Source organism: Rhizobium jaguaris (assembly GCF_003627755.1).
Taxonomy (GTDB): domain Bacteria; phylum Pseudomonadota; class Alphaproteobacteria; order Rhizobiales; family Rhizobiaceae; genus Rhizobium; species Rhizobium jaguaris.
The window spans coordinates 4,145,409-4,170,822 of record NZ_CP032694.1 but is presented as its reverse complement, the minus strand read 5'-3'; the positions used below and the strand labels follow the sequence as shown (position 1 = coordinate 4,170,822).

The window sequence follows — 25,414 nt, the reverse complement described above, 5'->3', positions numbered from 1 at the left end:
AACGATCTGTTCCTATTCCGGCAGTGAGGCGGCCGTGTTGAAGGGAGCTCATCCGCCGCGCGCCGACGCCCCATTGCGTCAAGCGAGTGCGAATATATCGATTACTGCAAACTCATTTCACCAACCTGAAGCGCAGGAGGTCATGTCTCCTGGGACTCCCCGAGTTCCGCCTCCATAGGCTCCTGAGCTGCAGGTCTTTGAACAATCGTCATGTAGATCACCAGGCAAACGATCACGGCGAGGAAAAGCAGGCTGGTAATGATCGTGCCGAAGCCCAGTCCGCCATATTCCTGCGGCTGCGACAGCAGATCGCCGAACGAGGCGCCGAGCGGCCGCGTCAGGATATAAGCGAGCCAGAAGGCCAGGATGGCGTCCAGCTTGAAGACATAATAGGCAATCGCAATCGCGGCGATGATGCCTCCGAAGAGGATGCCGGTGGTGAGATAGCCAAGCGCGAAGACTTCCGCCACCAGATCGCCCACCGCCGTTCCGAGAGCGAAGGTAAACAGGATGGCCAGCCAGTAGAAGGCTTCCCGGCGCGTCGTGAAGATGGAATGGATCGACAATGTCCTCTCGACCGCAAACCAGACCGCAAAGGTCACAGCGAGCGCGATCGTGAAGGCGATGGCCGTGGTCTGAAGTGCAACCCCGAGATTGTCGACGAGATTGTCGGAAACGAGCGTGCCGACGATGCTGATGAGGACGACGGCTGCCCAATAGAAGGGCGGAACGTAGCGCTTTTGTGCAAACTGAAATACCAGGGCGACAATCAGCACTGCGGTCATCAGCAGAGAGGTGACAGTCAGGCCGAGACCGAGATTGACAGCGAGATAATCGGCAGCCGTCTCACCCATGGTTACGGCCATCAGCTTGATCAGCCAGAAATCGATAGTGACCTCGGGAACCCGGTTCTGTTGAACCGTCGCCGTGTAAGTATGTGTCATCGGATTTCTCCAGGTGTTTGCGGCTTATTTGCCCATGATCTTCATGGCGTCGGCCAGAAACTTGTCGGAGCGGGTGTCGTCGTCGGCATTGCAGCGCTCGATGGCCTTGGCTTCGAGGTCGTTGACCTTTGCCATGTCGGCGTCGCTGAGCTTGGCTGTCGTCTTGGCTGCGCGCATGTTCTTCAACATCTCTTCGCAGGGTGCGGCGGCGGCGTGTGCTTGGGATGCGACGAGGCCGAGGCTTGCAATGACGGTGAGAGTGGTGACGGCGATAATCTTTTTCATGGAAGATTCCTTTGCTTCTGCGGGCCGGCAGGCCCAAATTGATGGACCGGCAAAATGTTTCTCCGCCGGTGAGCAAGCGATCTAGCGCAGCGCCTCTACAGCGTCCTTGCCGCAAGAATACGGTTTCGTAAGGTTGGCGCGGTCGCCACTCATTTCGGTCTCGTCAAACGGCTTCTGCCCGCGAAGTTACGTATCCGTATGTTCCGGGCAATCTCGCTGCAAAATTGCGAGTTCACGTTGGATTTGTCGCCTCACACGGTGCGGATGCCCATTGAGGTTGAAGGCGATGGGTTTCAGCTCGGCCGTTCTGGTGCCGGCGAGGTCCTTGGTGAAATAATCAACTCGAAAAGGATCAAGACGATGAAAAGATCTGTCATCATCGCAGCGGCAATATTTGCAATCGTTTCGTCGACCGGGGCCTTTGCAAAGGCAATTACCGATACGATCAGGAGCGTCGACAGAAAAGGCGATTCGATTACGCTGATGAACGGAAGGGTTTTCAAGCTGCCGGAGAAGATTGAAGTGGAACGCTTCAAGGCAGGCGAGAAGGTTAGGGTCAATTATTCCACGACGAAAGCCGGCAGAACGACGGTGTCAAGCATCCATCCCGTGATGTAGGACATACGATGTTCAGGCGAGCACAGTCCCCAAGGGTTGCATATCGGGGTGTGCTATCGGGCGCGAGGGATGGTTCCTTGGATCGACTGCGATCTCAGCACTGGACTTCCAGCCTCGTCGCTACGAGCTGCGAATAATTCGTTCCCATCGGGTCGTTGAAGAACATGCTGGTGAGCGTTGCCTGGTTCTGCGCGATGATCTCGTCGGAATTGGGCCTCACCACCTTGCGCTTGCAGCGGGCAAATGCCTCACCGGAGGTTGCCATATCGCTGTCGGCGGCGAAATCGACCGCCGTATAAAGCGTCTTGTCGTAAATTCCGAAAATCGTGGTTCCCTTGAGAGATGTCTTCTGCAGCGGCTTCAGCGAGAAGGTGAGTATCAGGGCGTCGTCTTTATAGTCCGCCCGTATTTCCTCTGGCTTCGCCATCGCAACCGCTTTGCCGTTGCTGGTGACGTTCGTATAATAATCGTACTGCGCAAGCGAATTCCTGACCGTCTTGCCCACAGCCTTAAGCTCGCCGGGATCCAGCGTCATGTTGCCGTTCTTGTCGAAATCCAGCAGCACCGACGAGGAGAAGACCTCATCGAAGCGCCAGACGTTGCGAAGCTCGGCGATGGAGCCATCGGGCGCCGCGACCACCTCGAATTTCGCGTCGATGAATATATGCGGGTGGGCAAGAGCCGGGAGAGGCAGGAGCGACAGCATCGCGATCAACGAAATCGTTTGTCGTTTCATTCAGCCTCTACCGTGATTCGTCCCGCAGCTCGCCAAGGCCTGAACGTCAATTGAGACCGATTTGAGACTCCGAAGATTGCAAAGGCCGCCACGATCAGTTGCAAGATAGATAACGTCGATGCGAGTGACCAGTGGACCTGTCCAGGGCCAAGCGGGCGAAGACGCTGGCGCCGAAAAATTCGCGAAGATATCCTGCCGATGTGGCCGCTGGGGTTTACACTGAAGCCGTTGCCGAAGGGCTGAACGAGAGGGAACTACCACCGGTCGCGCCGACGTCAGCGAAGGCGAGGCGGTCAGCCGGGTGCTCGGCTGGCCAGAAGAGCGCGAGGAGGAAGCGGTATGAGCGAGGACGAGAGGTTTGAGGCCGGTTTCGACGCGGGCCTGAGGATGGTGCTGGACTTTCTGGACAAGCAGGGCGGGCCGCGCGACGGCTTCGAGGAAGCTGTGCTCGGGGTGAAGGACAATTTCGACAAGTGCAGCCACGGCCGCTTTCGTTACGAGCCCTGCTTCGATTGTCTCAGGATTGCCATCGTCGCAGTTCTCAAGCGCGAGCACGATCCGGACTAGGCGAAGCGGTCGGAGCCGGTCATCTTCTCGCCTGCTATTATCTAGACTAAATGTTCGCCTGGGACCGGGTGACCCGTCTCACAATATGCAGGTATCGAGGGTTGCGAGAGCGATGCCCTCGTAGAGCCTCATGCATAGGAGACGGGCCATGGACGAGACTATCACATATGTCGGATTGGATGTTCACAAAGAGACGATCGCGGTGGCGCTCGCTGACGGCGGTGGGCGCGGTGACGCGCGCGCGTTTGGCCAGATCGTCAATACGCCAACGGCCTTGACCCGCATGCTGGCCAAGCTTTCGCAGCCGGGTCGGACATTGAAGTTTTGCTACGAAGCGGGACCTTGCGGCTACGGCATTCAGCGGCAACTGTCTGCCGCAGGTCATGATTGCGTGGTCGTCGCCCCTTCTTTGATCCCGCACAAACCAGGCGATCGCATCAAGACAGACCGTCGGGATGCCAACAATCTGGCAAGACTTCATCGCGCTAGAGAACTGAGCGCTGTTTGGATACCAGATACAGCCCATGAGGCGATGCGTGATCTGGTTCGGGCACGGCTTGCCGCTGTGCGCAGCTTGCGGCAAGCGCGCCAGCAGCTCAGCGGATTTCTGCTTCGTCATGGCTTTCACTACAGCCGGCCGGCCTGGACGCAGATGCACCGCCGTTGGTTGGCCGGTCTTTGCTTTGAACAGCCAATCCACCAAATCGTTCTCCAGGATCACATCGCCACAATCGAGGCGGCAACTGAGCGGCGGGATCGGCTGACGAAGCAGATCGAGACCATGTTGAGTGACTGGTCATTGGCTCCGGTGGTCGTCGCGCTGCAATCACTGCGCGGCATGGCTCTGGTGACGGCCGCTACGATGATTGCCGAATTGGGCGATCTCAGCCGCTTCACAAACCCGCGCCAATTAATGGCCTATCTCGGGCTGGTACCATCGGAGCATTCAAGCGGTGGAACTCGGCGGCAGGGCGGCATTACAAAAGCAGGCAATACAACGGCGCGTCGAATGCTGATTGAAGCCGCTTGGAGTTATCGGTTTCCCGCAAAGATCAGCCGTGATCAGTTGATCCGCCAGGAGCAGCTCCCAAAAGCGATCCGCGACACGGCATGGAAGGCGCAGGAGCGGCTGTGCGGCCGCTATCGCAAGCTCACGAAGGCCGGAAAGCCGGCAACGACCGTAACCACGGCGATCGCTCGCGAATTATCCGGATTCGTCTGGGCGATTGCATGCCAGGTCTCACCGCGTTGAGTATAGCTCAATCCTGAACTCAACAAGGAGGACAGAAGAGTCAAAAAGCCATATGCGCCTGGGCAAGGCTGGGGGCACGGTCACGGCAGGAGAACCCTCGATTCCACTATCAGCCGGTTACATTCCGACGCTGCGAACTAGACAGAGGAAGCTCCGCGACGCATCAGGTCCGGCGGTAACCAACCCGCGCATCAGAGCATGATCAACCGTCGTTATATGACCGTGCTTCCTGCTTTCCCCAGGATGCATCCACACCAAACGAAACGCCCTGACGACAGGGCGACGATTTTTCTATTCCTGCATCTTGTAAGGGCGAACATGAGAGTGGTCAGGTAGCGGCGATGATCGCCGCTCGGCCGCAATTTCCCTTTACCGGCGGGTCGCTGCGTCTTTCAACACGGGCGTGGAGCGAATGATGAGCTTTTCGATCTCGACAACGAGGAAAAACAGAAGCCCGCCCGCGATGAGCCAGAGCCAGACCGAAGGAGGCAAGGCTTCGGTGTCGAAGACGGCGTGGAGCGGGGGCGCATAGGTAAAGAGGAGTTGCAGCACCACGACCCCGCCTATGCCGTACCAGAGATAGGGATTGCCCAAATGGGCGCTTACGGACAGAGACGACTCGAGCAGGTAGCGGCTGTTCAGAAGGTAGTAGACCTGTCCGAGCGTGATGGCGTTGACGGCAGCCGTGCGCGCCATCTGGTCCGAAGCGCCTTGCCCCTTCATCCAGAAGAAGGCTGCCAGCGTATAAAGGACGAGCGCCGCACCCACGAAGAGAATGCGCCAGATACCGAAGCCGGTGACGATCGGCCGGTCGACCGAGCGGGGCGGGCGCCCCATCACGTCCGCCTCATGGGGCTCGAACGAAATGACAAGGCCGAGCGCGACGGAGGTGACCATGTTCACCCACAGCACCTGCGGTGCCGTGATCGGCAGCGTGAAGGCGAACAGGATCGCAATCGCGATCACTGCGCCTTGGCCGATATTGGTGGGCAGCAGGAAAAGCATCGCCTTCTCGATGTTGTTGTAGACCGTGCGGCCCTCCTTCACGGCCGCTGAGATCGAGGCAAAATTGTCGTCGGCGAGAATCATCCCCGCCGCCTCTTTCGTCACCTCGGTGCCCTTGATACCCATTGCAACGCCAATATCGGCCTTTTTGAGCGCCGGCGCGTCGTTGACGCCGTCTCCGGTCATGGCGACAATTTGACCATTGGCTTGGATCGCCTTCACGAGCCTGAGCTTGTGCTCGGGGCTGGCGCGGGCGAAGACATCGACGTCGCGCACGCATTCCTGCAGTGCCGCATCGTTCATTGCCTCGATCTCGGTGCCCGCCATGGCAGTCTTGCCATCGCCGATGCCGAGCATCTTGGCGATCGCCGCCGCCGTGATCTTGTGGTCGCCCGTGATCATCGTCACGCGGATCCCGCCGCCATGGCATTCCTGCACGGCTTCGATGGCCTCCTTGCGGGGAGGGTCCATGAGGCCCACGAAACCGATCAAAATTAGGGTCTTCGGCAAGTCCGCCGGCCGGAGGCTGCCGGCCCGGAGGTCCGGGTTCGGCAGCCATGCCAAGCCCAGAACGCGCTCCCCCTGCGCCGCTAGCCGGTCACCCTCCCGAACAAAGCGGTCACGATCGAGCGGTGCCGGACCGGTCGCCGCCTGCTGCCGGTCACAATGATCGAGGATCACTTCGGGCGCACCCTTGACCAGCAGCATTTCGCCGTCCGCTGAACGGTTCAGGGTTGCCATGAACTTGTGCTCGGACTCGAAAGGGATCGCATCGATGCGGGGAGCGGCTGTCGTCTCCGCGGCACGGTCAATGCCAAGCTTGGTCGCGAAGGGATAAAGCGCGCCCTCGGTCGGGTCTCCTTCCACTTTCCACTTTCCCTCCTCCTTGAAGAGTTCAGCGTCGTTGCACAGTGCGGATACGCGACCCATCAGCGCGAGCGCTTCCGGTAGGGCGCTGACCGGCTTGCCGGCGGTCTTGACCTCTCCTTCAGGCGCGTAGCCGTCGCCGCTGACCTCATAGGCTGCATCCGCAGTCACGACGGAGGCCACCATCATTTCCATGAGGGTCAGCGTTCCGGTCTTGTCCGAGCAGATGCGCGAGACGGACCCCAGCGTCTCGACCGCGGGGAGGCGGCGGATGATCGCATTGCGCTGAGCCATGCGCTGCACGCCGATGGCGAGCGTTATCGTGATCAGAGCTGGCAGACCTTCAGGAATCAGCGACACTGCGATGCCGACAACGGCCTGAAACAGCTCGACAAAGGACATGTGTCCGAGCCAGTGGCCCCAGGAGAACAGCAACACGCTGATGACGCCGATGGCTGCCGTGATGACGTAACCGAACCTCTTGATCTGGCGCAGCAGCGGCGTCTCGAGCGCACTGACTTCTGCGAGCATCTGGTTGATGCGGCCGAGTTCCGTCTGGCTACCGGTCGCCACAACGATGCCGGTCGCGCGCCCCGACACCACCATGGTGCCGGAGAACGCCATATTCTCTCGGTCGCCGACCGTGGCCTTGGCTGATACCACAGCCGTGGTCTTCTCGGCCGGGACGGATTCGCCCGTGAGGGCAGCCTCCTCGGTACGCAGGTTCTTGGCATCGATAAGGCGCAGGTCCGCCGGGATCTTGTCGCCCGATTCCAGGAGTACGATGTCGCCCGGAACGAGCTCCTCGGCCGAAATGAGGCGCGTCGCCCCGCCACGCAAAACGCGCGCCTCCGCCGACAGCATGCCGCGGATCGAATCGAGCGCCTTTTCCGCCCGTCCCTCCTGTAGAAAGCCTAGGAGCGAGTTGAGAATGACGACAGCAAAGATGATCGAGGCGTCGAGCCATAGGCTCAGCATCAGTTTGACGAAGCCAGCCGCCAACAGGACATAGATGAGAATATTGTTGAACTGGGCGAGAAACCGCATCAACGGCCCCTTCTTCCTGCCTTGCGGCAGGCGGTTCGGCCCGTGGGTCTTTAGCCGCTCGGCGGCCCCCGCCGCATCGAGGCCGCGCCCGGGATCCACGCGAAGCTGGCTTTCCACCTGATCCGCCGGCATCGCATGCCACGACACCGGATCCGTACCCAAACCTGAGGTCTCATCCGATCTCATTTTTGTTCCTCCCGGTGCTTTCTAGTGTGTGTCCCTTCCGCCTCGAGTTCCTGGCGCGCCGCCGCGAGATTCTTCATCTTCTCCGGCGTGACCTTGGGATATGCGAGGTCTAGCTTCTCCACCGCCTCCACGATCGCAGCCGCGACGACGAGGCGCGTAAACCATTTGTTGTCCGCGGGCACGACGAACCACGGTGCGCCCTCGGAGGCCGTGGCGCGGATCGCGTCGTCATAGGCCTGCATGTAGTCTTTCCAGTATCGTCGCTCGCGAACGTCGGACGCTGAGAACTTCCAGTTCTTCTCCGGCTTGTCGAGGCGGCTCATGAACCGCTTTTTCTGCTCCTCGTGGGAGAGGTTCAGGTAGAACTTGAGGACCACCACGCCCTGGCGCGTCAGGTAGTTCTCAAAACGCGCGATGTCGGCAAGTCGCTCTTCCCACACGTTCTTGCCGACAAAGCACGCTGGGATCTTTTGCGCGTCGAGCAACTCCCGGTGCACACGCACCACCAGCACTTCCTCGTAATAGGAGCGGTTGAAGATGCCGATTCGCCCCCGCTCCGGAATTTTCTTGGCATAGCGCCAGAGGAAATCGTGCGAGATCTCCTTGCTGGAGGGCTGTTTGAACGAGGACACATCGCACCCCTGCGGATTGACCCGCGACATGACGTGCTTGATCGTACCGTCCTTTCCAGCCGCATCCAGCGCTTGGAACACCAGCAGCACGGACCAGGAATCCTGCGCATAGAGAATGTCTTGCTCCATCGCGAGCCATTTCGAACCGCGATCGAGAAGCTGCGCCGCTTCTTCCTTGCCCATTTTGAGCCCGAGCGTGTCGCCGGGATCGAAATCCAGCAGGCGAAAGTCATTGCCGTTGGTGACACGGAACGGATCCGTGTATTTCCTCATGGCGTCTATTATTTCTTGCCGAGCCATTGACCGCTCCTCCCAAACGATCGTCACACGAGAAGAAGGCTCGCGCTTGCAACCAATGTCAATCCGCTGCCTGCTGTCAGACGCTGTCGCCGAACGAATAGGGGAGGGACCGGAGCAGCGCAAAATCCTGCATCAAGGCCGAATGGAGCGGGAACCTGTTGTCGCGAATGCGCAGATCATTGGCCGAGAAATGCGGACGTCGCGATTGCCTGCCCTGACGCATCGCTCCAGGCGACCGGTGCGCTACGCCAATCAGTTGCCTGAGCCGATCGAGGCGATGATCGTGCGGCTCAAGAAGGACAAGCCGTATTGGGGTGCGCGCAAGGCGTGCGCCAGCCGGACGAGGCGCAACCAAAGATGCAAGACAGAAAATATGCTCCAATAATTTCTGTTTCTCAACAGATTACGAGAATGTGGCGGCGGAAGAAGTGTCGGCCGAATCCCTTTACCGTTCTCGTTTGGCGGGCGCCTTTTCATAAATCGCCTCACCGGAAATCGCATCGGTAACACCGATATCGCCCCCAAGTTCCTGAAGCGTGTGCCGAAAGTTATCCAAATTGCCGATCATCAACGGCCGTGCGGCTATCATGTGCTCCAGACCGTCCCACTCGCCGATTCCACAATATGCCTGCGGCCCCGTTTTGATTAAAACTATTCTTCTAAGCCCTTCGAATTCGCGCGAAAGTTTTCGATACTGCTCCTCGAACTCTTCTTCAAAACCGACTTTGGTTTGAAATCTCACGACGTTAAATGCAGTCATCGCGCGCCTCCTCCATCGACGCTGCTGTTCCCAGCACCGCCACCACCCCATGCTTAAAGTAGCACTCGAGGTAATTTGATACACGTCATCCATTCGGGCAAGCGATGGCCCATTGGCAGGACGCGGCCGGCGATTTGAACGGGAAAGATGTGGAGTCGAGTCGAATGCCGTGGCCGGCACGCACGACTCCGCAAGTCGGTGGTGACGCAGCCCAAAATGGCTTTCCGCTGGTGGCGACACGCGAAAAACCCTTCGGGCTTCCCAAAAGGCGTCGTGTCCGCAATATGCTGATTTCCTTGAGGAAAACTGGAGCGGGCGAAGGGATTCGAACCCTCGACCCCAACCTTGGCAAGGTTGTGCTCTACCCCTGAGCTACACCCGCTCATATCCGCAACAGTCCGGGGTAGTGTGTTGGACCGCTGGGCGTCGTCTTGCGGCGACGGGCGCTATATGGCCTAACCATTTTTCAAATGCAACAGGGAAATGACGAGGTCGCGAAGAAAAGTCCGCATTTTTTTAATCGTCCGCCGGAAAGCCCGAGAACGCTTGGCTTTGTCGCTTCGAAGATTGCAAAGGATTTGCGAGCGACGTATCAGGGGCGGGTCATTTTTTATCGCGAGACCGCCATGACAGAGAACAGCTCGAAAAACCGCGACGATCTTTTCCGTTTTCTGGATGGGCTCGGCATTTTCCATAGCACCAAAGATCATGCGCCGGTGTTCACCGTTGCCGAATCGGTGTCCTTGCGTGACGAGATCCCCGGCGGCCATACGAAGAACCTGTTCGTGAAGGACAAGAAGGATAATTTCTTCCTGCTGACGGTCGAGGAGAATGCCACCGTCGATTTGAAGACAGTGCACACGCTGATCGGTGCGGCCAGCAAAGTCTCCTTTGGCAAGCCCGAAAAACTGTTAGAATATCTGGGCGTCATTCCGGGCTCGGTGACTGCATTCGGCGCGATCAACGATACCGGCAAGAACGTTACCTTCATCCTCGATGCCGAGTTGATGGAACACGACGTCGTTAATTGCCATCCATTGTCGAACGATGCGACGACCTCGATTGCCAGCAGCGATCTCCTGCGCTTCATGGAAGCGACCGGTCATACGCCGCTAGTCTTGAAAGTGACGGGCTGACATACGATTTTAACGCTGCGATTAGAGCGAGATGACTTATCTTCGAATTGTCCTGTCGCTCAGGCTATTTCATTGAGCATGATTTTATCCAAGATTCGCTTCGTTCTTTTTGGAATCATGCTTTAAAGGTCCAGAGTGCCGGTAAGCGGGAGATACTCATGAGTGGTTCAAACAATCCCTATAACGCTTCTTTCGGCGGCCAGATGTCGGCCTCGGCATCATACGGTGCTGCACCTGTGTCATCCGGCGGCCCCTCACCCATCAAGGACACGACGACGGCGAATTTTGCCCGGGACGTTATCGAGGAATCCCGCAACCAGCCGGTGCTGGTGGATTTCTGGGCGCCTTGGTGTGGCCCATGCAAGCAACTGACGCCGGTTCTGGAAAAGGTCGTCAATGAAGGCAAGGGCCGCGTCAAGCTGGTCAAGATGAATATCGACGATCATCCGGCCATTCCCGGTCAGCTCGGCATCCAATCGATTCCGGCCGTTATCGCCTTCGTCAATGGCCGTCCGGCCGACGGTTTCATGGGCGCCATTCCGGAAAGCCAGGTTCGCCAGTTCGTCGATCGCCTGGGCGGCCCGGCTGACGGAGCCGGCGATCAGGCGGCGGAAATCGAAGCGATTTTGGAAGAAGCAGCCGGTCTTCTTGCGGGCGGCGATATCAATGGCGCCGCCGAGCTGTTCGGTGCGGTGCTGCAGGCCGACCCGGAAAATGCCAAGGCGCTTGCCGGCATGGCCGAATGTATGATTGCCGCCGGCCAGAGCCAGCGGGCGCGCGAGGCGCTGACGGATCTGCCGGAAACGCTTGCCAACGATGCCGGCATCCAGGCCGTGGTGAAGAAGCTCGATCAGATCGAAGAAGCTCGCAAGCTCGGCGATCCGGTAGCGCTCGAGCATGAGCTGGCGCTCAATCCGGACAACCACGAGCAGCGCGTCAAACTCGCCAAGATCCGCAATGTCGAAGGTAAGCGCGACGAGGCGGCCGAGCATCTGCTGACGATCATGCGCCGCGACCGCGCCTTCGACGACGATGGTGCGCGCCGTCAGTTGCTGCAATTCTTCGAGGTTTGGGGTCCGAAGGATCCGGCGACCATCGCCGCGCGTCGCAAGCTTTCATCGATCCTGTTTTCTTGAGGCGTGGCGCATTCGAGGGGCGGAAGTCGGCGCGGTTGTTCCGTTTGGAGAATCGCGCCTGCCTCTAATGTAGTTGAAGGTAAAATGCTTCCAAGTTTCGCCCGGAAATGCTCTTGTGTTTTCAGGAGAGCGGTCCACATTGTCCTTTGGCGCGGCGTGTGACGGGATAATCGCCGCGGAGGTATCGTTCCTGCGTGTCTAATCGAGATGCACGACGCAGTGATCTAGCGGGACGGAAATCATGCAAGTCGGCAATGCCAGATATCTGAAGCCAAGCGATCTGCCGGAATCGGTGGTTGTGTTCCCCCTCTCAGGCGCTCTGCTTTTACCTACCGGCCAATTGCCGCTCAACATCTTCGAGCCGCGCTATCTCTCCATGTTCGATGCGGCGATCGCCGGCAACCGGCTGGTCGGCATCGTGCAGCCGGCGCTCAGCGAGTCGCAGGAAGCGGCGCATCTTTCGCGTGTCGGCTGCCTCGGGCGCATCACGTCTTTTGCCGAGACCGGAGATGGCCGTTATATCACTTCGCTGACGGGTATCTGCCGCTTCCGGCTGATGGACGAGATCATCACCCATCATCCCTACCGCACCTTCCGGATCACGCCCTTCATTTCCGACCTCAAGTCGCGCGACGAGGAAGACAGCGTCGATCGTTCGTCGCTCCTGTCCGCCTTCCGGGCCTATCTCGACGCCAACAAGCTGGAGGCGGATTGGGAAAGTGTCGAACGCGCCAGCAATATGACGCTGGTGAATTCACTGGCAATGATGGCGCCCTTTGATCCGGCCGAGAAACAGGCGCTCCTTGAGGCGCCCGACCTGAAGACAAGGGCGGAAACCTTCATCGCCATCATCGAGATCGTGCTCGCCCGCTTCGGTGATACCGATTCCGTAATGCAGTAGGGGATTTGCGATGGACATCACGGTCAGCAAGGTGGACCCGAAACTGCTTGATCTGCTCGTCTGCCCTCTCACCAAGGGGCGCCTGAGTTACGATCGCGAGAAGAACGAGCTGGTGTCGGAAAAAGCAAGGCTCGCCTATCCTATCCGCGATGGCATTCCGATCATGCTGATCTCGGAAGCGCGTCGTATAGAGGACTGAGGCGGGTTTTCTTCCAGAATTGTGAGGCATAGGCTGTCCAGGTTTCTCAAAGATCGATGGGATGGCAACTTTGCGCCATGATGGAGATGGTGTTGCGTTCAATCGACATTCTGGATTCAGTTCTGTTGTGACGCGCGCTTCATTCGGCGGTGCAGCAGCCAAAGCGCGCAGAAGGCGAAGATCGAGATCGCAAAGGCCAGCCATAAGGCCGCGCGGGGACCGGCAGACGTCATGATGGCGGCGAATACCGGCGGTGCGGCGGCAAAGGACAGGTTGAGCGGCATCGCCAGCTGCGCCGATGCGCGGGCATAGGTGCCGGTGGGGAAAATCTGCAACGGCAGCGTGGTGCGGGTGACGGCGGTGATACCGCTGGCTATGCCGTAGAGCGTAGCGAAAAGCATGGCGCCGACGAAGTTACTGGTCAGTAGAAGAGCGATGAAGCTCAACGGAAACAAGGCCGAGGCAGCAAGTCCGGTGACGAAGCCCGACCAGCGCCGGCCACCGAGGAAATCGACCATTCGCCCCGCCCATTGGGCAATTCCGATGAAGGCCGCGGCCGCCAGCGCGCTGGCGTGATCAAGGCCGGCAGCCTCGAACAGGATGATGATAGTAAGGGCAAAGCCCCAGGTTACGAAGCCGTTGGCGGCAAAGCTCGTGGCCAGCAGGGCGAAGCTGGGCCTGTCGATGGGGGTGGGCTCGCCCGTCGCCTTCACAGACAATTTTTTTCCGGGCCGCCGAGCAAGAGCGGTCCAATGCAGTGGCATGCAGACAAGCAGCATGAGGGTGGCATAGGCCAGCGTCGTCGTGCGCCAGCCCCACTGAGCCTGCAGAAGCCCCGTCAGCGGCCAGACGATCGTTGATGTCAGCCCGCCAGCCAGGATCAGCACACCGAGCGCCTGACGTGCTTTCTCGCCGGCGATCTCGGTCACCGCGATCTGCGCCGGTGTCGTCAACATGCAGGTACCGGCGAGGCCGAGCATAATCCAAGACAGCACATAGGACATCGGATCGTTGGCCAGGCCCATGACCAGCAGGCCGGCTGCGCCCAAAAGCGATCCCAAGACCATAATCGGGCGCGCGCCGTGGCGCTCGAATATGCCGCTCATCGGCCAGGACGCCGTGGCCATGACGACAAGCATGACCGTCGGTCCTGCCATGACCATCGGCAGAGCCATGCCCAGCTCGCCGGCCATGGCAGGTCCTGTTACCGCGGGCAACCAGAACGTGGCGCCCCAGCCGATGAGCTGGGTCAGCGACAGGGCGGCGACGGCACGGACTGTGGGCGAGCGGAAGGACATCCTGACAATTGGCGCGGAAGGCACGATCAATTCGCGGTAGCGATGTGGAAAGGAAAGCATCAAAGACCTTTGGACAGGAGTAGCTTTTGGTTTCTGCCGAATTGAGGAAAGGTCGACGCTTTCCTAAGCGAGCTAAGATTAGAGAAAATAATGCTGATCCAGCGACTACTCGTGCTATGGCTCCGGTGCTGGTGTGATATTGGTTTGATCGTATCGCGTGCTTTGGCAGCCTTCTCGCCTTCGCTTGTGCTCGATTTCCGTATGACACTCAAACGAGTAATTTGAGGGGATATTGAGAAAAATTCATGCAGGAAAGACACCGCGTCTCTCTCAACGCCGTTCGGGTGTTCGCGATCGTGGCACGCACCGGAAGCCTGACAGCCGCCGGCGCTGAACTCGGCGTTACCTCCGGTGCAGTGAGCCACCAGCTCAAAAAGCTTGAGGACGAGCTTGGGGTCAGCTTCTTCCGCCGAGGAAATAACACGGTTTCTCTCACCGAGGTGGGGCGGCGGTTCTATCAGGAGGTCGCGCCGGCGATCAGGCTCATCGAGCGTTCGGCCGATGCCCTCTATCGCGACGAAAACGAAATCAGCGTCCATGCGACGACATCGCTTGCGCTGCGTTGGCTTATCCCGTCACTGGATCGTTTTCGCGCTCTCTGTCCGCAAGTGCGCGTTCGCGTGGAAACGAGTTCTGCGCGAGGTTTTCCCACCGCCCTCGACTCCGATGTCAGCATCCGTCATTTCCGAACAGGCGAGACGGCCGAGGGATGGGAATTCCTTGCTCACGACCTGCGCCGTCCGGTCATTTCTCCGAGCTTGCTGGCAAGAGATGCCAATAGTCAGGAGATTGCCGTTCGGGACGTACCGGCTCTTCAATGCTGTGTGGGCAACTGGGACTGGAAGCTCTGGTGCGAGACGTTCAATATTTCGCTAGCGAGCCTTTCCTTCGCCCATGCATTCGACACGGACGACGCTGCCATTCACGCCTGTGTTGCCGGTCTCGGGACGGTGCTCGCGCCGACGATTCTCACCGGAAGGGAAACGAAGTCGGGCGCGTTGGTGACCCTGCCCGGATGTAAGCCGGTCGAGGCCGGAACCTATCGCTACCAGCGACGCTCGGAATAAAGAGCGGTCCGGCAATTCTGCGGCTGGATGGACATCGAAATGCGGAACTTCGAATAAGACGCTTCCGTTGTGGGAATCGGCAGTTTTGACTTAACGGTGATTTCCGTCGTCTAGGCCGATGGCAGAGGTGCCCGGCCAGTCATGCTTCATTTCGGTCTCGCGGGCTCAGATCGCCTCTCCGGCGAGAAGCCGCGGATTGTCCCTGGCAGCCGTGCCCGCAGCCTGGCCGATGAAGAAGGATTTGAGTTGCGGCAGCCGGTCGACGAGGCCGAGACCGAAATCGCGGGCGATGCGTACCGGCGTGATGTCGTTGGAGAACAGCCGGTTCAGCACGTCGGTCGTGACACCCATGCGGAAGGTGTCGAAACGCCGCCAAGTCTGGTAGCGTTCGAGAATGTTGATCGAGCCGATATCGAGCCCAAGGCGGTCGGCTTCGACCACGGTTTCGGCCAGCGCCGCAACATCCTTGAAGCCGAGATTGAGCCCCTGGCCGGAGATCGGGTGGATGCCGTGGGCCGCGTCGCCGGCGAGCGCAAAGCGCGGTGCGACAAAGGCGCGGGCAAGCGTCAGGCCGAGCGGGAAGGCGCGGCGGTCCCCGACCGTGTGCAGCGCGCCGAGCTTATGGCCGAAACGGCGCTCCAGTTCCTCTTCGAACACCAGGTCGTCGGAGGCGACGAGCCGGTCGGCATCGGGCGTGCGCTCGGTCCATACGAGCGAGGCGCGATTATTCTTCAGCGGCAGGATGGCGAAGGGGCCGGAGGGCAGGAAATGTTCTTCGGCGCAGCCATTGTGCGGCCGCTCATGCTCGACCGTCACGACGATACCGGACTGGCCGTAGTCCCAGATCACGGTCTTGATTCCAGCCATATCGCGCAGCTTGGAACGCACGCCGTCGCAGGCGACCAGCAGCCGTGCTTCCAGCACGCTGCCGTCCGAAAGCGTCAGCGCGACGTTGGCGTCCCCCGTCTTGAAGTCCGTTGCGCTGACACCGTGGCGAATCGTGATGCCGAGGCGTTCGCAGGCGCCACGCAGCGCGCCGACCATGGCAAGGTTCGGGACCATGTGAGCGAAGGGCTGGCCCTCCGCCACTTCGCCGTCGAAGGTGAGAAATACCGGGCGCACGGGGTCGCCGGTGCGCGAATCGGTGACGATCATCTTGGTGATCGGCTCGGCTTCGGGTTTGATCTCCTCCCAGACGCCGAACACCTCCAGCATCTTCGTGGCGGCGGCAATGATCGCCGAAGCACGCATATCTTTTTTCCAGGCAGTTTCCGGGGCTGCCTCTATGACCATGACGTCAAGATGGGGTGCTGCCTGCTTGACGGCGACCGCAGCGGCAAGACCCACATAACCGCCACCCACTACCAGCATGTCCAACATAGCGCTTCCCCGTGTCCGACTATCATTTCCTGTTCTATATAGAGCATCCCATTCGCCGTTCCTACCGTCGGAGTTCATTCAAAATGTCGCGCGAAAACGAGAAACGGACCGCCATGCAAGTCACGCTCGCGACACTGGATCTGGAAACGATCGAGATGAACCTCTTTCGCGGCAACAGTCCGCAGGTCGGCTGGCAGCGCGTCTTCGGCGGGCAGGTTATCGGCCAGGCACTGATCGCGGCGCAGCGAACGGTGGCGGACGATCGCTTCGTGCATTCGCTGCACGCCTATTTCATGCTTCCCGGCGATCCCACTGTGCCGATTCTCTATCAGGTCGACCGCCTGCGGGACGGCTCGAGTTTCAATACGCGCCGCGTGCTGGCAATCCAGCATGGCAAGGCGATCTTTGCGATGACGGCTTCGTTCCAGATTGATGAGCCCGGCTTCGAGCATCAGGGCGAGATGCCTGATGTGCCGGCTCCGGAAGAGCTGATGGACGAACAGCAAATCAAGGAACGCTATATCGCCAACGCGCCGGAGAATGTCCGCCGCTACTGGGAACGGAAGCGGGCCATCGAAATCCGTCCGGTGTCTCTCGATGATTATTTCTCCCGTTCGCAGCCTAGCCAGCGGCAGGATATCTGGGTTCGGCTAACGGGACCGGTACCGGACGACCGGCTCTACCAGAATGCCGTGCTTGCCTATCTCTCGGACATGACGCTCATCGATGCGGCGCTGCATGCGCATGGCACGTCGGTCTTCGACCCGGCGCTGCAGGTGGCGAGCCTCGACCATGCCATGTGGTTCCACCGGCCGTTCAAGCTCGACGACTGGCTGCTTTACACCCAGGATAGTCCGAGTGCTTCTGGCGCGCGAGGGTTGGCCCGCGGCAGTCTTTTTACGAGATCCGGTGTCCTGATTGCGTCGGTTGCGCAGGAGGGGTTGATTCGTAAAAAGGCAAATGCCTAAACACTGTGCAAATTTATAAAATTGCTATTAATTTGGGCGCCTGGCGCGCCGAGGCGTGCCTCTTTATTAGCTGCCTTCCTTAAATCCCTTAAAATTCAATTTGTTATAAGTGTGTCATGAATCTGGCACGCCCCTTGAATGTGTATGGCCGGTCGCTGCTGAAACACTCGTCAGCGGCAAGGAGATCGGCTCCGCGCCGAGGGTAAACAAAGGATGGGAAACCAGATGAAAATTGTGATGGCCATTATCAAGCCGTTCAAGCTCGATGAGGTCCGTGAGGCCCTCACGGCTGTCGGCATCCAGGGCCTGACTGTGACCGAAGTGAAGGGCTACGGGCGCCAGAAGGGGCATACCGAAATCTATCGTGGTACCGAATACGCTGTCAGCTTCCTGCCGAAGCTGAAGATCGAAGTCGCGGTCGCATCCGAAATTGTCGACAAGGCTGTCGAAGCCATCGCGTCGTCCGCCAAGACTGGCCAGATCGGCGACGGCAAAATTTTCGTCTACTCGATTGACCATGCCGTGCGCATCCGTACGGGCGAAACCGATTCAGAAGCGCTGTAAGACACGGCCGATCAGGGAGTTATTTGCGATGACATCTACTAAGCTTTCCTCCACTCTTGCACGGGTAGGTTCGCTTTCTGCGGCCTTGCTCGCGCCGGCGATTGCCTTTGCGCAGCAAGCCGCACCGGCCGCAGCTCCGGCAGCCGCTGCCGCAGCTCCGGCGATCACCATGGACAAGGGTGACAATACCTGGATGCTGGTCTCCACGGTTCTCGTTCTTCTGATGACCATTCCGGGCCTGGCCTTGTTCTACGGCGGCCTCGTCCGCGCCAAGAACATGCTGTCCGTTCTCATGCAGGTCTTCATGATCACCGCGATGGTCATGATCATCTGGTGCGTCTACGGCTATTCGCTCGCCTTCACCGACGGCGGCTCGCTGAACAGCTTCGTCGGCGGCTTCTCCAAGGCTTTCCTGGCCGGCGTCAGCACCGATTCGAAGGATCTCGTTGAAACCTTCACAAAGGGTGTCGGCATTCCTGAGCTTACCTATGTCTGCTTCCAGATGACCTTCGCCTGCATCACGCCGGCTCTGATCGTCGGCGCCTTCGCCGAGCGCATCAAGTTCTCGGCCGTCATGCTCTTCGTCTTCCTGTGGGTCACTTTCGTCTACTTCCCGATCGCCCACATGGTTTGGTACTGGGGTGGTCCGAGCTCTTACACGGCTGCGTCGGGCATGGTCTTCGGCTTCGGCGCCATCGACTTCGCCGGCGGCACGGTCGTTCACATCAATGCCGGTATTGCCGGTCTGGTCGGCGCTATCATGCTTGGCAAGCGCACCGGCTACAAGAAGGAGATCATGGCGCCGCATTCGATGACGCTCACCATGGTCGGCGCATCGCTGCTGTGGGTCGGCTGGTTTGGCTTCAACGCCGGCTCGAACCTTGAAGCCAATGCCTACGCTTCGCTCGCCATGATCAACACCTTCGTTGCGACCGCCGCTGCGGCTCTCTCCTGGTGCGTTGTTGAAACCTTCGCCCGTGGCAAAGCTTCGATGCTCGGTGCAGCTTCGGGTGCCGTCGCAGGCCTCGTCGCCGTCACGCCGGCTGCCGGCTATGCCGGCCCGATGGGCTCCATCGTCCTCGGCATTCTGGTTTCGCCGATCTGCTACTTCTTCGTCGATGTCGTGAAGAACAAGTTCAACTACGACGACAGCCTCGACGTCTTCGGCGTACACTGCATCGGTGGTATCTTCGGCGCCCTGATGACCGGCATCCTGGTCAACCCGGCCCTCGGCGGCGCAGGCATCGTCGATTATTCGACGGCAGACTTCGCAGCCTCCTATCCGGGCACCGCAACGCAGTTGCTGGCCCAGTTCAAGGGTGTGCTGACGACGCTGCTGTGGTCCGGCATCGGTTCGGCGATCCTCTACAAGATCGTCGACATCATCGTCGGCCTGCGCGTAACGCCGGAAGCCGAGCGCGAAGGTCTCGACCTCGCCTCCCATGGCGAAGCCGCTTACCACAGCTCCTAAATCCGGAGATTGCGGCGCCGAGACAAAGCTCCCGGCGCTGCTGAACATCCCGTCGCGGCCTATTTTATTCAAAAATAAGCCGCTCTTGGCCCGGACCTTGGTTCGGGCCTTTTTTATGCCCGCAACCGCTCGCGTCATGCCCATAAATTCACTGATTCGCCTGCCTCGCTCGCATGGTTAACATGCCATTAACCCTCCTCTGATTAGGTAGACCTGACGTACTGGGTGAGTGGCATGACGCCGATTCGCTTGTGCTTTCGATAACGAACGGGCTGGATATTATGGGCAGAAGCAATTCGGCAGCGTTGGGCGGTCGTCCCGACCGCTTCTCGCTTTCGGTGGTCGTTTGGCGGCAGGTGAGGGGCCTCAGCGGCTTCGCGCTGCTGTTCCTGCTGGCGCTCGCGGTCGCGGCACTGGCGACATGGAACGTCATGGACCCCAGCTATTCCTACGCCACCAGCAACGCGCCGACGAACATACTCGGTTTTCCAGGCGCTGCCTTTGCAGACATAATGATGCAGGCACTTGGTCTTGCCTCGGTCGTCGCGCTGCTACCGGTCGTCGCCTGGGCTTTCGCGTTGATTTCCAACCGCAAGGTTCATCGGGTGCCGGCCCGTCTCGGTGCCTGGGTCGGTGGCTCCATCGTCGCTGCCGGTTCCATTGCCTGTTTCCCCGCACCTCCGACCTGGCCGATTCCGAACGGTATCGGCGGCGTCATCGGCGACATCCTTCTGCGCTTTCCCGCTCTTTTCATCGGCACCTATCCGAGCGGCGTTTTCGCGACCGTGTTCGGCTCCGTTCTCGCGATCCCGGCCGCCTGGCTCATGCTGTTTGCCGCCGGCATTGTCGGCCGCAGCCTGCTGGAAGACGAGGAGGAGGATGAAGAGGACTATGAAAACACGCAGAGCCGCGCGCGCAATGTCGGAGATGACGACGAGGATGACGATCGCGGCGGCTTCCTGGCCTTCGGCGCCCTCATGCACGCCTGGTATAATACACAGGCGCGGCTTCGCCGCCTGTTCGGCATGGGGCCGCGTAAGCGTCGCGACCAGGCCTTCGATGCGCCCTACGATTTCAATGATGATGAGTTCGGTACGCTGAACGAGCCGGTGCGCGCCAAGGCGCCTGTTGTCCGTGGCGAGCGCGTCGAGCCGTCGCTGGACGGCCCGGCGCCGCGCCGTGCCGTTTCTCCTCCGTCCATGAATATCGGTGACGATGACGAGGATGAGGACGACGATCCCTCCTATGAGCGCGAGTTGCCGCGTCCCGCTGGCATCCTGCCGGATGACGAGGAGGACGAATGGGCGCTGCGTCCTGCTTCGCCAAAGGTTCCCGGCCACCGTGTCGTTCCCGCTGCCGCCCGGCCGAAGCCCAGCGTCCGCGCCGAGCGTGAGGCGCAGACCTCCTTCATTCGTCCCTATGGCTTCCAGCTTCCGGCCGTCCACCTGCTCGCCGAACCGAAGACGATCGTCAGGGACGCAACGCTCTCTTCCGATGCCTTGGAGCAGAATGCCCGCATGCTCGAGGGCGTGCTCGAGGATTTCGGCGTCAAGGGAGAGATTATCCATGTCCGTCCCGGCCCGGTCGTGACGTTGTACGAGTTGGAGCCCGCGCCGGGCATCAAGTCTTCCCGGGTCATCGGGCTAGCCGACGACATCGCCCGCTCGATGAGCGCGATCGCGGCCCGTGTCGCCGTCGTTCCCGGCCGTAATGCCATCGGCATCGAACTGCCGAATTCCACCCGCGAGACGGTCTATTTGCGCGAGCTCATCGCCAGCCGGGATTTTGAAAGCTCGAAGGCCAAGCTCGCCATGTCGCTCGGCAAGACGATCGGCGGCGAGCCGGTCATCGCAGATCTCGCCAAGATGCCGCATCTGCTCGTCGCCGGCACCACCGGTTCGGGTAAATCCGTCGCCATCAACACCATGATCCTGTCGCTACTCTACCGCATGACCCCGGAGCAATGCCGCTTGATCATGATCGATCCGAAGATGCTCGAACTCTCCGTCTATGACGGCATTCCGCACCTGCTCTCGCCCGTGGTCACCGATCCGAAGAAGGCTGTGGTTGCTCTCAAATGGACCGTCCGCGAGATGGAAGAGCGCTACAAGAAGATGTCGAAGATCGGCGTTCGCAACATCGACGGCTTCAATACCCGCGTCGAGCAGGCGGTCGCCAAGGGTGAGGCGATCAGCCGTACCGTCCAGACCGGCTTCGACCGCCAGACGGGCGAGGCGATCTACGAGACCGAGGAATTCGATCTGAAGCCCATGCCCTATATCGTCGTCATCATCGACGAAATGGCCGATCTGATGATGGTGGCAGGCAAGGATATCGAAGGCGCTGTGCAGCGTCTGGCACAGATGGCACGTGCGGCCGGCATCCACGTCATCATGGCGACACAGCGCCCGTCGGTCGACGTTATCACCGGCACGATCAAGGCGAACTTCCCGACGCGCATCTCTTTCCAGGTGACCTCGAAGATCGACAGCCGTACGATCCTCGGCGAGCAGGGTGCCGAACAGCTCCTCGGCATGGGCGACATGCTTTACATGGCCGGTGGCGGACGCATCCAGCGCGTCCACGGCCCGTTCGTCGCCGATGGCGAAGTGGAAGATATCGTCTCCTACTTGAAAACGCAGGGTTCGCCCCAATATCTCGATGCGATCACTGCCGACGAGGACGACGACGATGGTCACGGTCCGGCAGGTGCGGCCAACCTCTCCGATTCGGAGGATCCGTACGATCAGGCGGTGGCGATCGTGCTGCGTGATGGCAAGGCATCGACCTCCTACATCCAGCGCCGGCTCGGCATCGGCTATAACCGCGCCGCCTCGCTGATCGAGCGCATGGAACAGGAAGGTCTGATCGGCCCGGCCAACCACGCCGGCAAGCGCGAGATTCTCGTGCCGACGGAAGCGGACGTTCTCGATCGCTGACGGTCATGAGCCCGTGTCACATATCCCGAATATGCTTTCGGAGATTTGATCGCGGCTCGTGACAGAGCATGGGGCGCCGCGCCATGAAGACGCCTGATTTTGCGCGCCATGGACAAGGCATGAAGGAGAATTCGATGAAAAAGTTTGATGCGCAGCCCTCGACCCACCTGAGCCTCACTCGCCGTCATTTCCTCGGCGCTATGGTGGTGGCGGGCGCGGCAAGCGTGGCACCCGTCGCGGCGGCCTTCGCGCAGCAGTCGGTTGCTCTCAATCCCGACATTGCACAGGCGATCGCCGATCATTTCTCGTCCATCAAGACCATGAAGGGCGGCTTCCTGCAGATCGGACCGCGCGGTGACCAGCTGAGCGGCAGCTTTTTCATCCAGCGTCCCGGCAAGCTGCGCTTCAACTATGATCCGCCGTCACGCATGCGCGTCATCTGCGACGGCAACAACGTCCAGGTCATCAACGACCAGACGCACACGAACAACATGTATCAGCTCTCGAAGACGCCGCTGAGCCTGTTGCTCGCCAACAAGATCGACCTCTCCGCCGACATGGTGCGCAATGTCGATGCGCAGCCCGACCTTACCAAGATCACACTCGGCAACCGCACCGTCTTCGGTGATGCGACCATCGCCATGATCTTCGATTCCAAGACTTACGATCTGCGCCAATGGACGGTCATCGACCCTCAGGGCAAGACGACCGATGTCATCGTCAACAATGTGAAGACCAATCTTTCCTTCGACGACAGCGTCTTCCGGATCGATTATTCCGGCACGAGCCGGTGATCTCCCGCCGGCCATGACGAGCGGGGAGAAGAGGTTGAATGATCTTCCTTTTCCTTTCCTGCCGGGCTAAACCCATAGAGCGTTGTGCGTTCATTTGAACGCACAAAGGTCGCTCTAATCTTTTGAATCTAGAGCATCTTATCCGCTTGCAGGTGATTCCACCTGAAAGCGGGACGCTTTGGCGGGATTGAAGATAAGGGTTTGGGCATGGGATTTTCGATTGCGACTTGGAACATCAATTCGGTGCGGCTGCGCATGCCGATCATCGAGCAATTCGTGATGCAGCACCGGCCCGATATTCTCTGCCTGCAGGAGACCAAGGTCCCGAACGAGCTTTTCCCGCTGCCGCCTTTGAGGGCGCTGGGCTACGAGCACATCATTGTCCATGGACAGAAGGGCTATCATGGCGTCGCGATCGTCTCGCGCATTCCGTTGACCGAGGATCATCGGCAGGATTATTGCAACGTCGGCGATGCCCGGCATATCTCGGCGATCTTCCATCGTGGCAACCGGCGTATCCGGCTGCATAATTTCTACGTTCCGGCCGGCGGCGACGAGCCGGATCGGACGATCAACCCCAAGTTCGGTCACAAGCTCGACTTCATCGACGAGATGAAGAGGCTGCATGCCAATGCCGAGCTGAATACCTCGGCAATCCTCGTCGGCGATCTCAACATCGCACCGCTCGAACATGACGTCTGGTCGCACAAGCAATTGCTGAAGATCGTCAGCCACACGCCGGTCGAAACCGACGGGTTGATCGAGGTGATGAAACGCGGCGCCTGGCTCGATCTGATGCGCCAGCAGGTGCCGGAAAACGAAAAGCTCTATACTTGGTGGAGCTATCGCGCCAAGGATTGGGAAGCAGCCGACCGCGGCCGGCGTCTCGACCATATCTGGTCATCATCCGATATCGGCCCGCTCCTGCAGCGCATCGATATCCTGAAGGCCGCACGCGGCTGGGACCGCCCGTCCGACCATGTGCCGGTAACGGCACATTTCAATCTCTGAGACATTCGGGTGAGTTCAAGAGCTGCCGTCGGCCACGGGGCTACGAGGCCGGATTCTCAAGAAAACCGGTGAAGCAAGGCGGCTGCCTGCTTGGCGAGGACGGCGAAATTTTCGCGGACGCGGTTTTGGATGAGAAGGCCGGCGTCGGGATATTCCTCGATCAGCCGGAGAAACAGCGCGCGCGTAATGCGCATGACATCGGAATCCTCCAGCGCCACCGCGGTATATTTGCGCTCCACCAGCGTCACCAGCGCCAGCTCTGAGAGCATGGTGCCAGCCTGCACGGTGGCTTCGACATGCGGTTGCCCCGCAGCGTCGACGGTGCTCAGCTCGAAACTGCCGCGAGTGACGACATAGGCACATTCGGCCGGCGATTTTTCCCGGAAGAGGGTCAGGCCAGCCGCGACATGCCGGCGGTCGGCGCCGAAGGCGATCAGCCGCAACGGCTCGTCGCCCATGCCGTGGAACAGCGGCAGTTGCGACAGCAGACGGATATCGTCATTGAGCGCCATCTCGTCGCCTATGGAATGATCTTGTAGCCGCCGTTTTCCGTGACCAGGATTTCGGCGTTGGAGGGATCGCGCTCGATCTTCTGGCGCAGGCGGTAGACATGGGTTTCCAGCGTATGGGTGGTGACGCCGGAATTGTAGCCCCAGACCTCTTCGAGAAGGATGTCGCGGGTGACGACCTTCTGGTCGGCGCGGTAGAGATAACGGATGATCGCCGCTTCCTTCTCCGTCAAGCGGATCTTCTGGCCGTCGTCGGTGGTCAGCAGCTTCTGGCTCGGCTTGAAGAGATAGCGGCCGACGGTGAAGGTCGCGTCTTCGCTCTGCTCGTGCTGGCGCAACTGCGCACGGATGCGGGCCAGCAGCACGGCAAAACGGAACGGCTTGGTGACATAGTCGTTGGCTCCGGCTTCCAGGCCGAGGATGGTATCGGAATCGGTGTCGTGACCCGTCAGCATGATGATCGGTGCCTTGAAACCATTCTTGCGCAGCAGCTTCACCGCTTCGCGGCCGTCCATATCGGGCAGCCCGACGTCCATGATCAGAAGATCGACGGCGGTAGCACGGGCGGCTTGCACGCCTTTGCCGGCGGTCGCCTCCTGCAGAACCGTGAATTCCTCATAAAGCGACAGTTGCTCGACCAGCATTTCGCGCAGGTCGTTGTCATCGTCCACCAGCAGAATGGTGCGTGCGGTCATGCCGTTGCGGTCCTCGTGTTCTCTAGCTCTAAGTCCTACGCCAAATTGCATTTTTAGCAAGTCATGAGGCTGCTCAGGCTTGGTCGT

24 protein-coding genes, 1 tRNA gene and 1 pseudogene are annotated in these 25,414 nt (G+C 59.8%); 15 read left to right on the top strand and 11 right to left on the bottom strand.

The genetic code is table 11. The annotated features are described in order from the left end of the window. Positions 1-140 precede the first annotated feature (140 nt). Together CCGE525_RS20360 and CCGE525_RS20355 are read right to left on the bottom strand one after the other, a co-directional pair. Positions 141-944: a COG4705 family protein gene (locus tag CCGE525_RS20360; protein ID WP_120705866.1), complete on the bottom strand. Its 804-nt coding sequence runs from the start codon at positions 942-944 to the stop codon at positions 141-143. A gap of 24 nt (positions 945-968) precedes the next feature. After that, a complete protein-coding gene (locus CCGE525_RS20355) occupies positions 969-1,229 on the bottom strand; it encodes a hypothetical protein (protein WP_120705865.1) in 261 nt (86 codons plus the stop codon). A gap of 198 nt (positions 1,230-1,427) precedes the next feature. Between CCGE525_RS20355 and CCGE525_RS20350 the strand changes: the two genes are divergently transcribed. Continuing rightward, positions 1,428-1,847 (top strand): DUF1344 domain-containing protein, encoded by a 420-nt coding sequence (locus CCGE525_RS20350; protein ID WP_120705864.1) that lies wholly within the window; start codon positions 1,428-1,430, stop codon positions 1,845-1,847. A 94-nt stretch (positions 1,848-1,941) separates the two neighbouring features. Here the strand turns inward: CCGE525_RS20350 and CCGE525_RS20345 are convergent, their stop codons facing one another. Further along, positions 1,942-2,583: a DUF1007 family protein gene (locus CCGE525_RS20345; protein WP_120705863.1), complete on the bottom strand. Its 642-nt coding sequence runs from the start codon at positions 2,581-2,583 to the stop codon at positions 1,942-1,944. A gap of 339 nt (positions 2,584-2,922) precedes the next feature. Between CCGE525_RS20345 and CCGE525_RS20340 the strand changes: the two genes are divergently transcribed. After that, a complete protein-coding gene (locus CCGE525_RS20340; protein WP_120705862.1) occupies positions 2,923-3,150 on the top strand; it encodes a hypothetical protein in 228 nt (75 codons plus the stop codon). A gap of 148 nt (positions 3,151-3,298) precedes the next feature. Next, positions 3,299-4,402: an IS110 family RNA-guided transposase gene (locus CCGE525_RS20335; RefSeq protein WP_120703768.1), complete on the top strand. Its 1,104-nt coding sequence runs from the start codon at positions 3,299-3,301 to the stop codon at positions 4,400-4,402. 369 nt (positions 4,403-4,771) lie between these two features. Here the strand turns inward: CCGE525_RS20335 and CCGE525_RS20330 are convergent, their stop codons facing one another. Continuing rightward, positions 4,772-7,507 carry a cation-transporting P-type ATPase gene (locus tag CCGE525_RS20330; protein WP_120705861.1) on the bottom strand — a complete coding sequence of 912 codons (2,736 nt, stop codon included), beginning with the start codon at positions 7,505-7,507 and terminating at the stop codon, positions 4,772-4,774. After that, positions 7,504-8,412 carry a polyphosphate kinase 2 family protein gene (locus tag CCGE525_RS20325; protein ID WP_245472050.1) on the bottom strand — a complete coding sequence of 303 codons (909 nt, stop codon included), beginning with the start codon at positions 8,410-8,412 and terminating at the stop codon, positions 7,504-7,506. The genes CCGE525_RS20330 and CCGE525_RS20325 overlap by 4 nt, the downstream gene beginning before the upstream one ends. A gap of 232 nt (positions 8,413-8,644) precedes the next feature. On the opposite strand from CCGE525_RS20325, the pseudogene CCGE525_RS20320 reads away from it, so the two are divergent. Next, positions 8,645-8,764, top strand: a pseudogene (locus CCGE525_RS20320) (IS481 family transposase); the annotation flags it as partial. A gap of 120 nt (positions 8,765-8,884) precedes the next feature. Here CCGE525_RS20320 and CCGE525_RS20315 read toward each other — a convergent pair. Continuing rightward, entirely contained in the window at positions 8,885-9,199 is a 315-nt protein-coding gene (locus CCGE525_RS20315) for a DUF718 domain-containing protein (RefSeq protein ID WP_120705859.1), read from the bottom strand. Between the two features lie 307 nt (positions 9,200-9,506). Next, positions 9,507-9,581: transfer RNA gene (locus CCGE525_RS20310), tRNA-Gly, on the bottom strand. Between the two features lie 244 nt (positions 9,582-9,825). On the opposite strand from CCGE525_RS20310, the gene CCGE525_RS20305 reads away from it, so the two are divergent. The 4 genes from CCGE525_RS20305 (at position 9,826) to CCGE525_RS20290 (ending at position 12,571) form a co-directional block, all read left to right on the top strand. Further along, complete coding sequence (locus tag CCGE525_RS20305; protein ID WP_120706522.1) at positions 9,826-10,335, top strand: prolyl-tRNA synthetase associated domain-containing protein; 510 nt, start codon at positions 9,826-9,828, stop codon at positions 10,333-10,335. Between the two features lie 158 nt (positions 10,336-10,493). Continuing rightward, positions 10,494-11,471, top strand: a complete 978-nt coding sequence (trxA, locus tag CCGE525_RS20300; RefSeq protein WP_120705858.1) for a thioredoxin — start codon at positions 10,494-10,496, stop codon at positions 11,469-11,471. Positions 11,472-11,712: 241 nt separating this feature from the next. Continuing rightward, the gene (locus tag CCGE525_RS20295) at positions 11,713-12,372 is read left to right on the top strand and encodes an LON peptidase substrate-binding domain-containing protein (RefSeq protein ID WP_120705857.1); all 660 of its coding nucleotides are present in this window, start codon (positions 11,713-11,715) and stop codon (positions 12,370-12,372) included. Between the two features lie 10 nt (positions 12,373-12,382). Further along, the gene (locus CCGE525_RS20290) at positions 12,383-12,571 is read left to right on the top strand and encodes a Trm112 family protein (protein WP_120705856.1); all 189 of its coding nucleotides are present in this window, start codon (positions 12,383-12,385) and stop codon (positions 12,569-12,571) included. Between the two features lie 116 nt (positions 12,572-12,687). On the opposite strand, the gene CCGE525_RS20285 is transcribed toward CCGE525_RS20290, so the two are convergent. Next, positions 12,688-13,929 carry an MFS transporter gene (locus tag CCGE525_RS20285; RefSeq protein WP_245472049.1) on the bottom strand — a complete coding sequence of 414 codons (1,242 nt, stop codon included), beginning with the start codon at positions 13,927-13,929 and terminating at the stop codon, positions 12,688-12,690. A 245-nt stretch (positions 13,930-14,174) separates the two neighbouring features. On the opposite strand from CCGE525_RS20285, the gene CCGE525_RS20280 reads away from it, so the two are divergent. Next, a complete protein-coding gene (locus CCGE525_RS20280; RefSeq protein WP_120705855.1) occupies positions 14,175-14,996 on the top strand; it encodes a LysR family transcriptional regulator in 822 nt (273 codons plus the stop codon). A gap of 165 nt (positions 14,997-15,161) precedes the next feature. Here the strand turns inward: CCGE525_RS20280 and CCGE525_RS20275 are convergent, their stop codons facing one another. Continuing rightward, positions 15,162-16,376 carry a ubiquinone biosynthesis hydroxylase gene (locus CCGE525_RS20275; protein ID WP_120705854.1) on the bottom strand — a complete coding sequence of 405 codons (1,215 nt, stop codon included), beginning with the start codon at positions 16,374-16,376 and terminating at the stop codon, positions 15,162-15,164. Between the two features lie 83 nt (positions 16,377-16,459). On the opposite strand from CCGE525_RS20275, the gene tesB reads away from it, so the two are divergent. From tesB to CCGE525_RS20245, 6 genes are all read left to right on the top strand, one after another. Beyond that, positions 16,460-17,344, top strand: a complete 885-nt coding sequence (gene tesB / locus CCGE525_RS20270) for an acyl-CoA thioesterase II (RefSeq protein ID WP_120705853.1) — start codon at positions 16,460-16,462, stop codon at positions 17,342-17,344. Positions 17,345-17,557: 213 nt separating this feature from the next. After that, complete coding sequence (locus tag CCGE525_RS20265; RefSeq protein WP_162950226.1) at positions 17,558-17,908, top strand: P-II family nitrogen regulator; 351 nt, start codon at positions 17,558-17,560, stop codon at positions 17,906-17,908. Between the two features lie 28 nt (positions 17,909-17,936). Next, positions 17,937-19,379 carry an ammonium transporter gene (locus tag CCGE525_RS20260; RefSeq protein ID WP_120705852.1) on the top strand — a complete coding sequence of 481 codons (1,443 nt, stop codon included), beginning with the start codon at positions 17,937-17,939 and terminating at the stop codon, positions 19,377-19,379. Positions 19,380-19,660: 281 nt separating this feature from the next. After that, the gene (locus CCGE525_RS20255) at positions 19,661-22,318 is read left to right on the top strand and encodes an FtsK/SpoIIIE family DNA translocase (RefSeq protein WP_120705851.1); all 2,658 of its coding nucleotides are present in this window, start codon (positions 19,661-19,663) and stop codon (positions 22,316-22,318) included. A 134-nt stretch (positions 22,319-22,452) separates the two neighbouring features. Further along, positions 22,453-23,112, top strand: a complete 660-nt coding sequence (locus tag CCGE525_RS20250; protein ID WP_120706519.1) for an outer-membrane lipoprotein carrier protein LolA — start codon at positions 22,453-22,455, stop codon at positions 23,110-23,112. 207 nt (positions 23,113-23,319) lie between these two features. Continuing rightward, complete coding sequence (locus CCGE525_RS20245; RefSeq protein WP_120705850.1) at positions 23,320-24,123, top strand: exodeoxyribonuclease III; 804 nt, start codon at positions 23,320-23,322, stop codon at positions 24,121-24,123. A gap of 56 nt (positions 24,124-24,179) precedes the next feature. Here CCGE525_RS20245 and CCGE525_RS20240 read toward each other — a convergent pair whose 3' ends face one another. Next, positions 24,180-24,635, bottom strand: coding sequence for a cyclic nucleotide-binding domain-containing protein (locus tag CCGE525_RS20240; protein ID WP_120705849.1), 456 nt, complete (start codon positions 24,633-24,635; stop codon positions 24,180-24,182). 8 nt (positions 24,636-24,643) lie between these two features. Continuing rightward, positions 24,644-25,327, bottom strand: coding sequence for a response regulator transcription factor (locus CCGE525_RS20235; RefSeq protein ID WP_120705848.1), 684 nt, complete (start codon positions 25,325-25,327; stop codon positions 24,644-24,646). Positions 25,328-25,414: the final 87 nt, after the last annotated feature.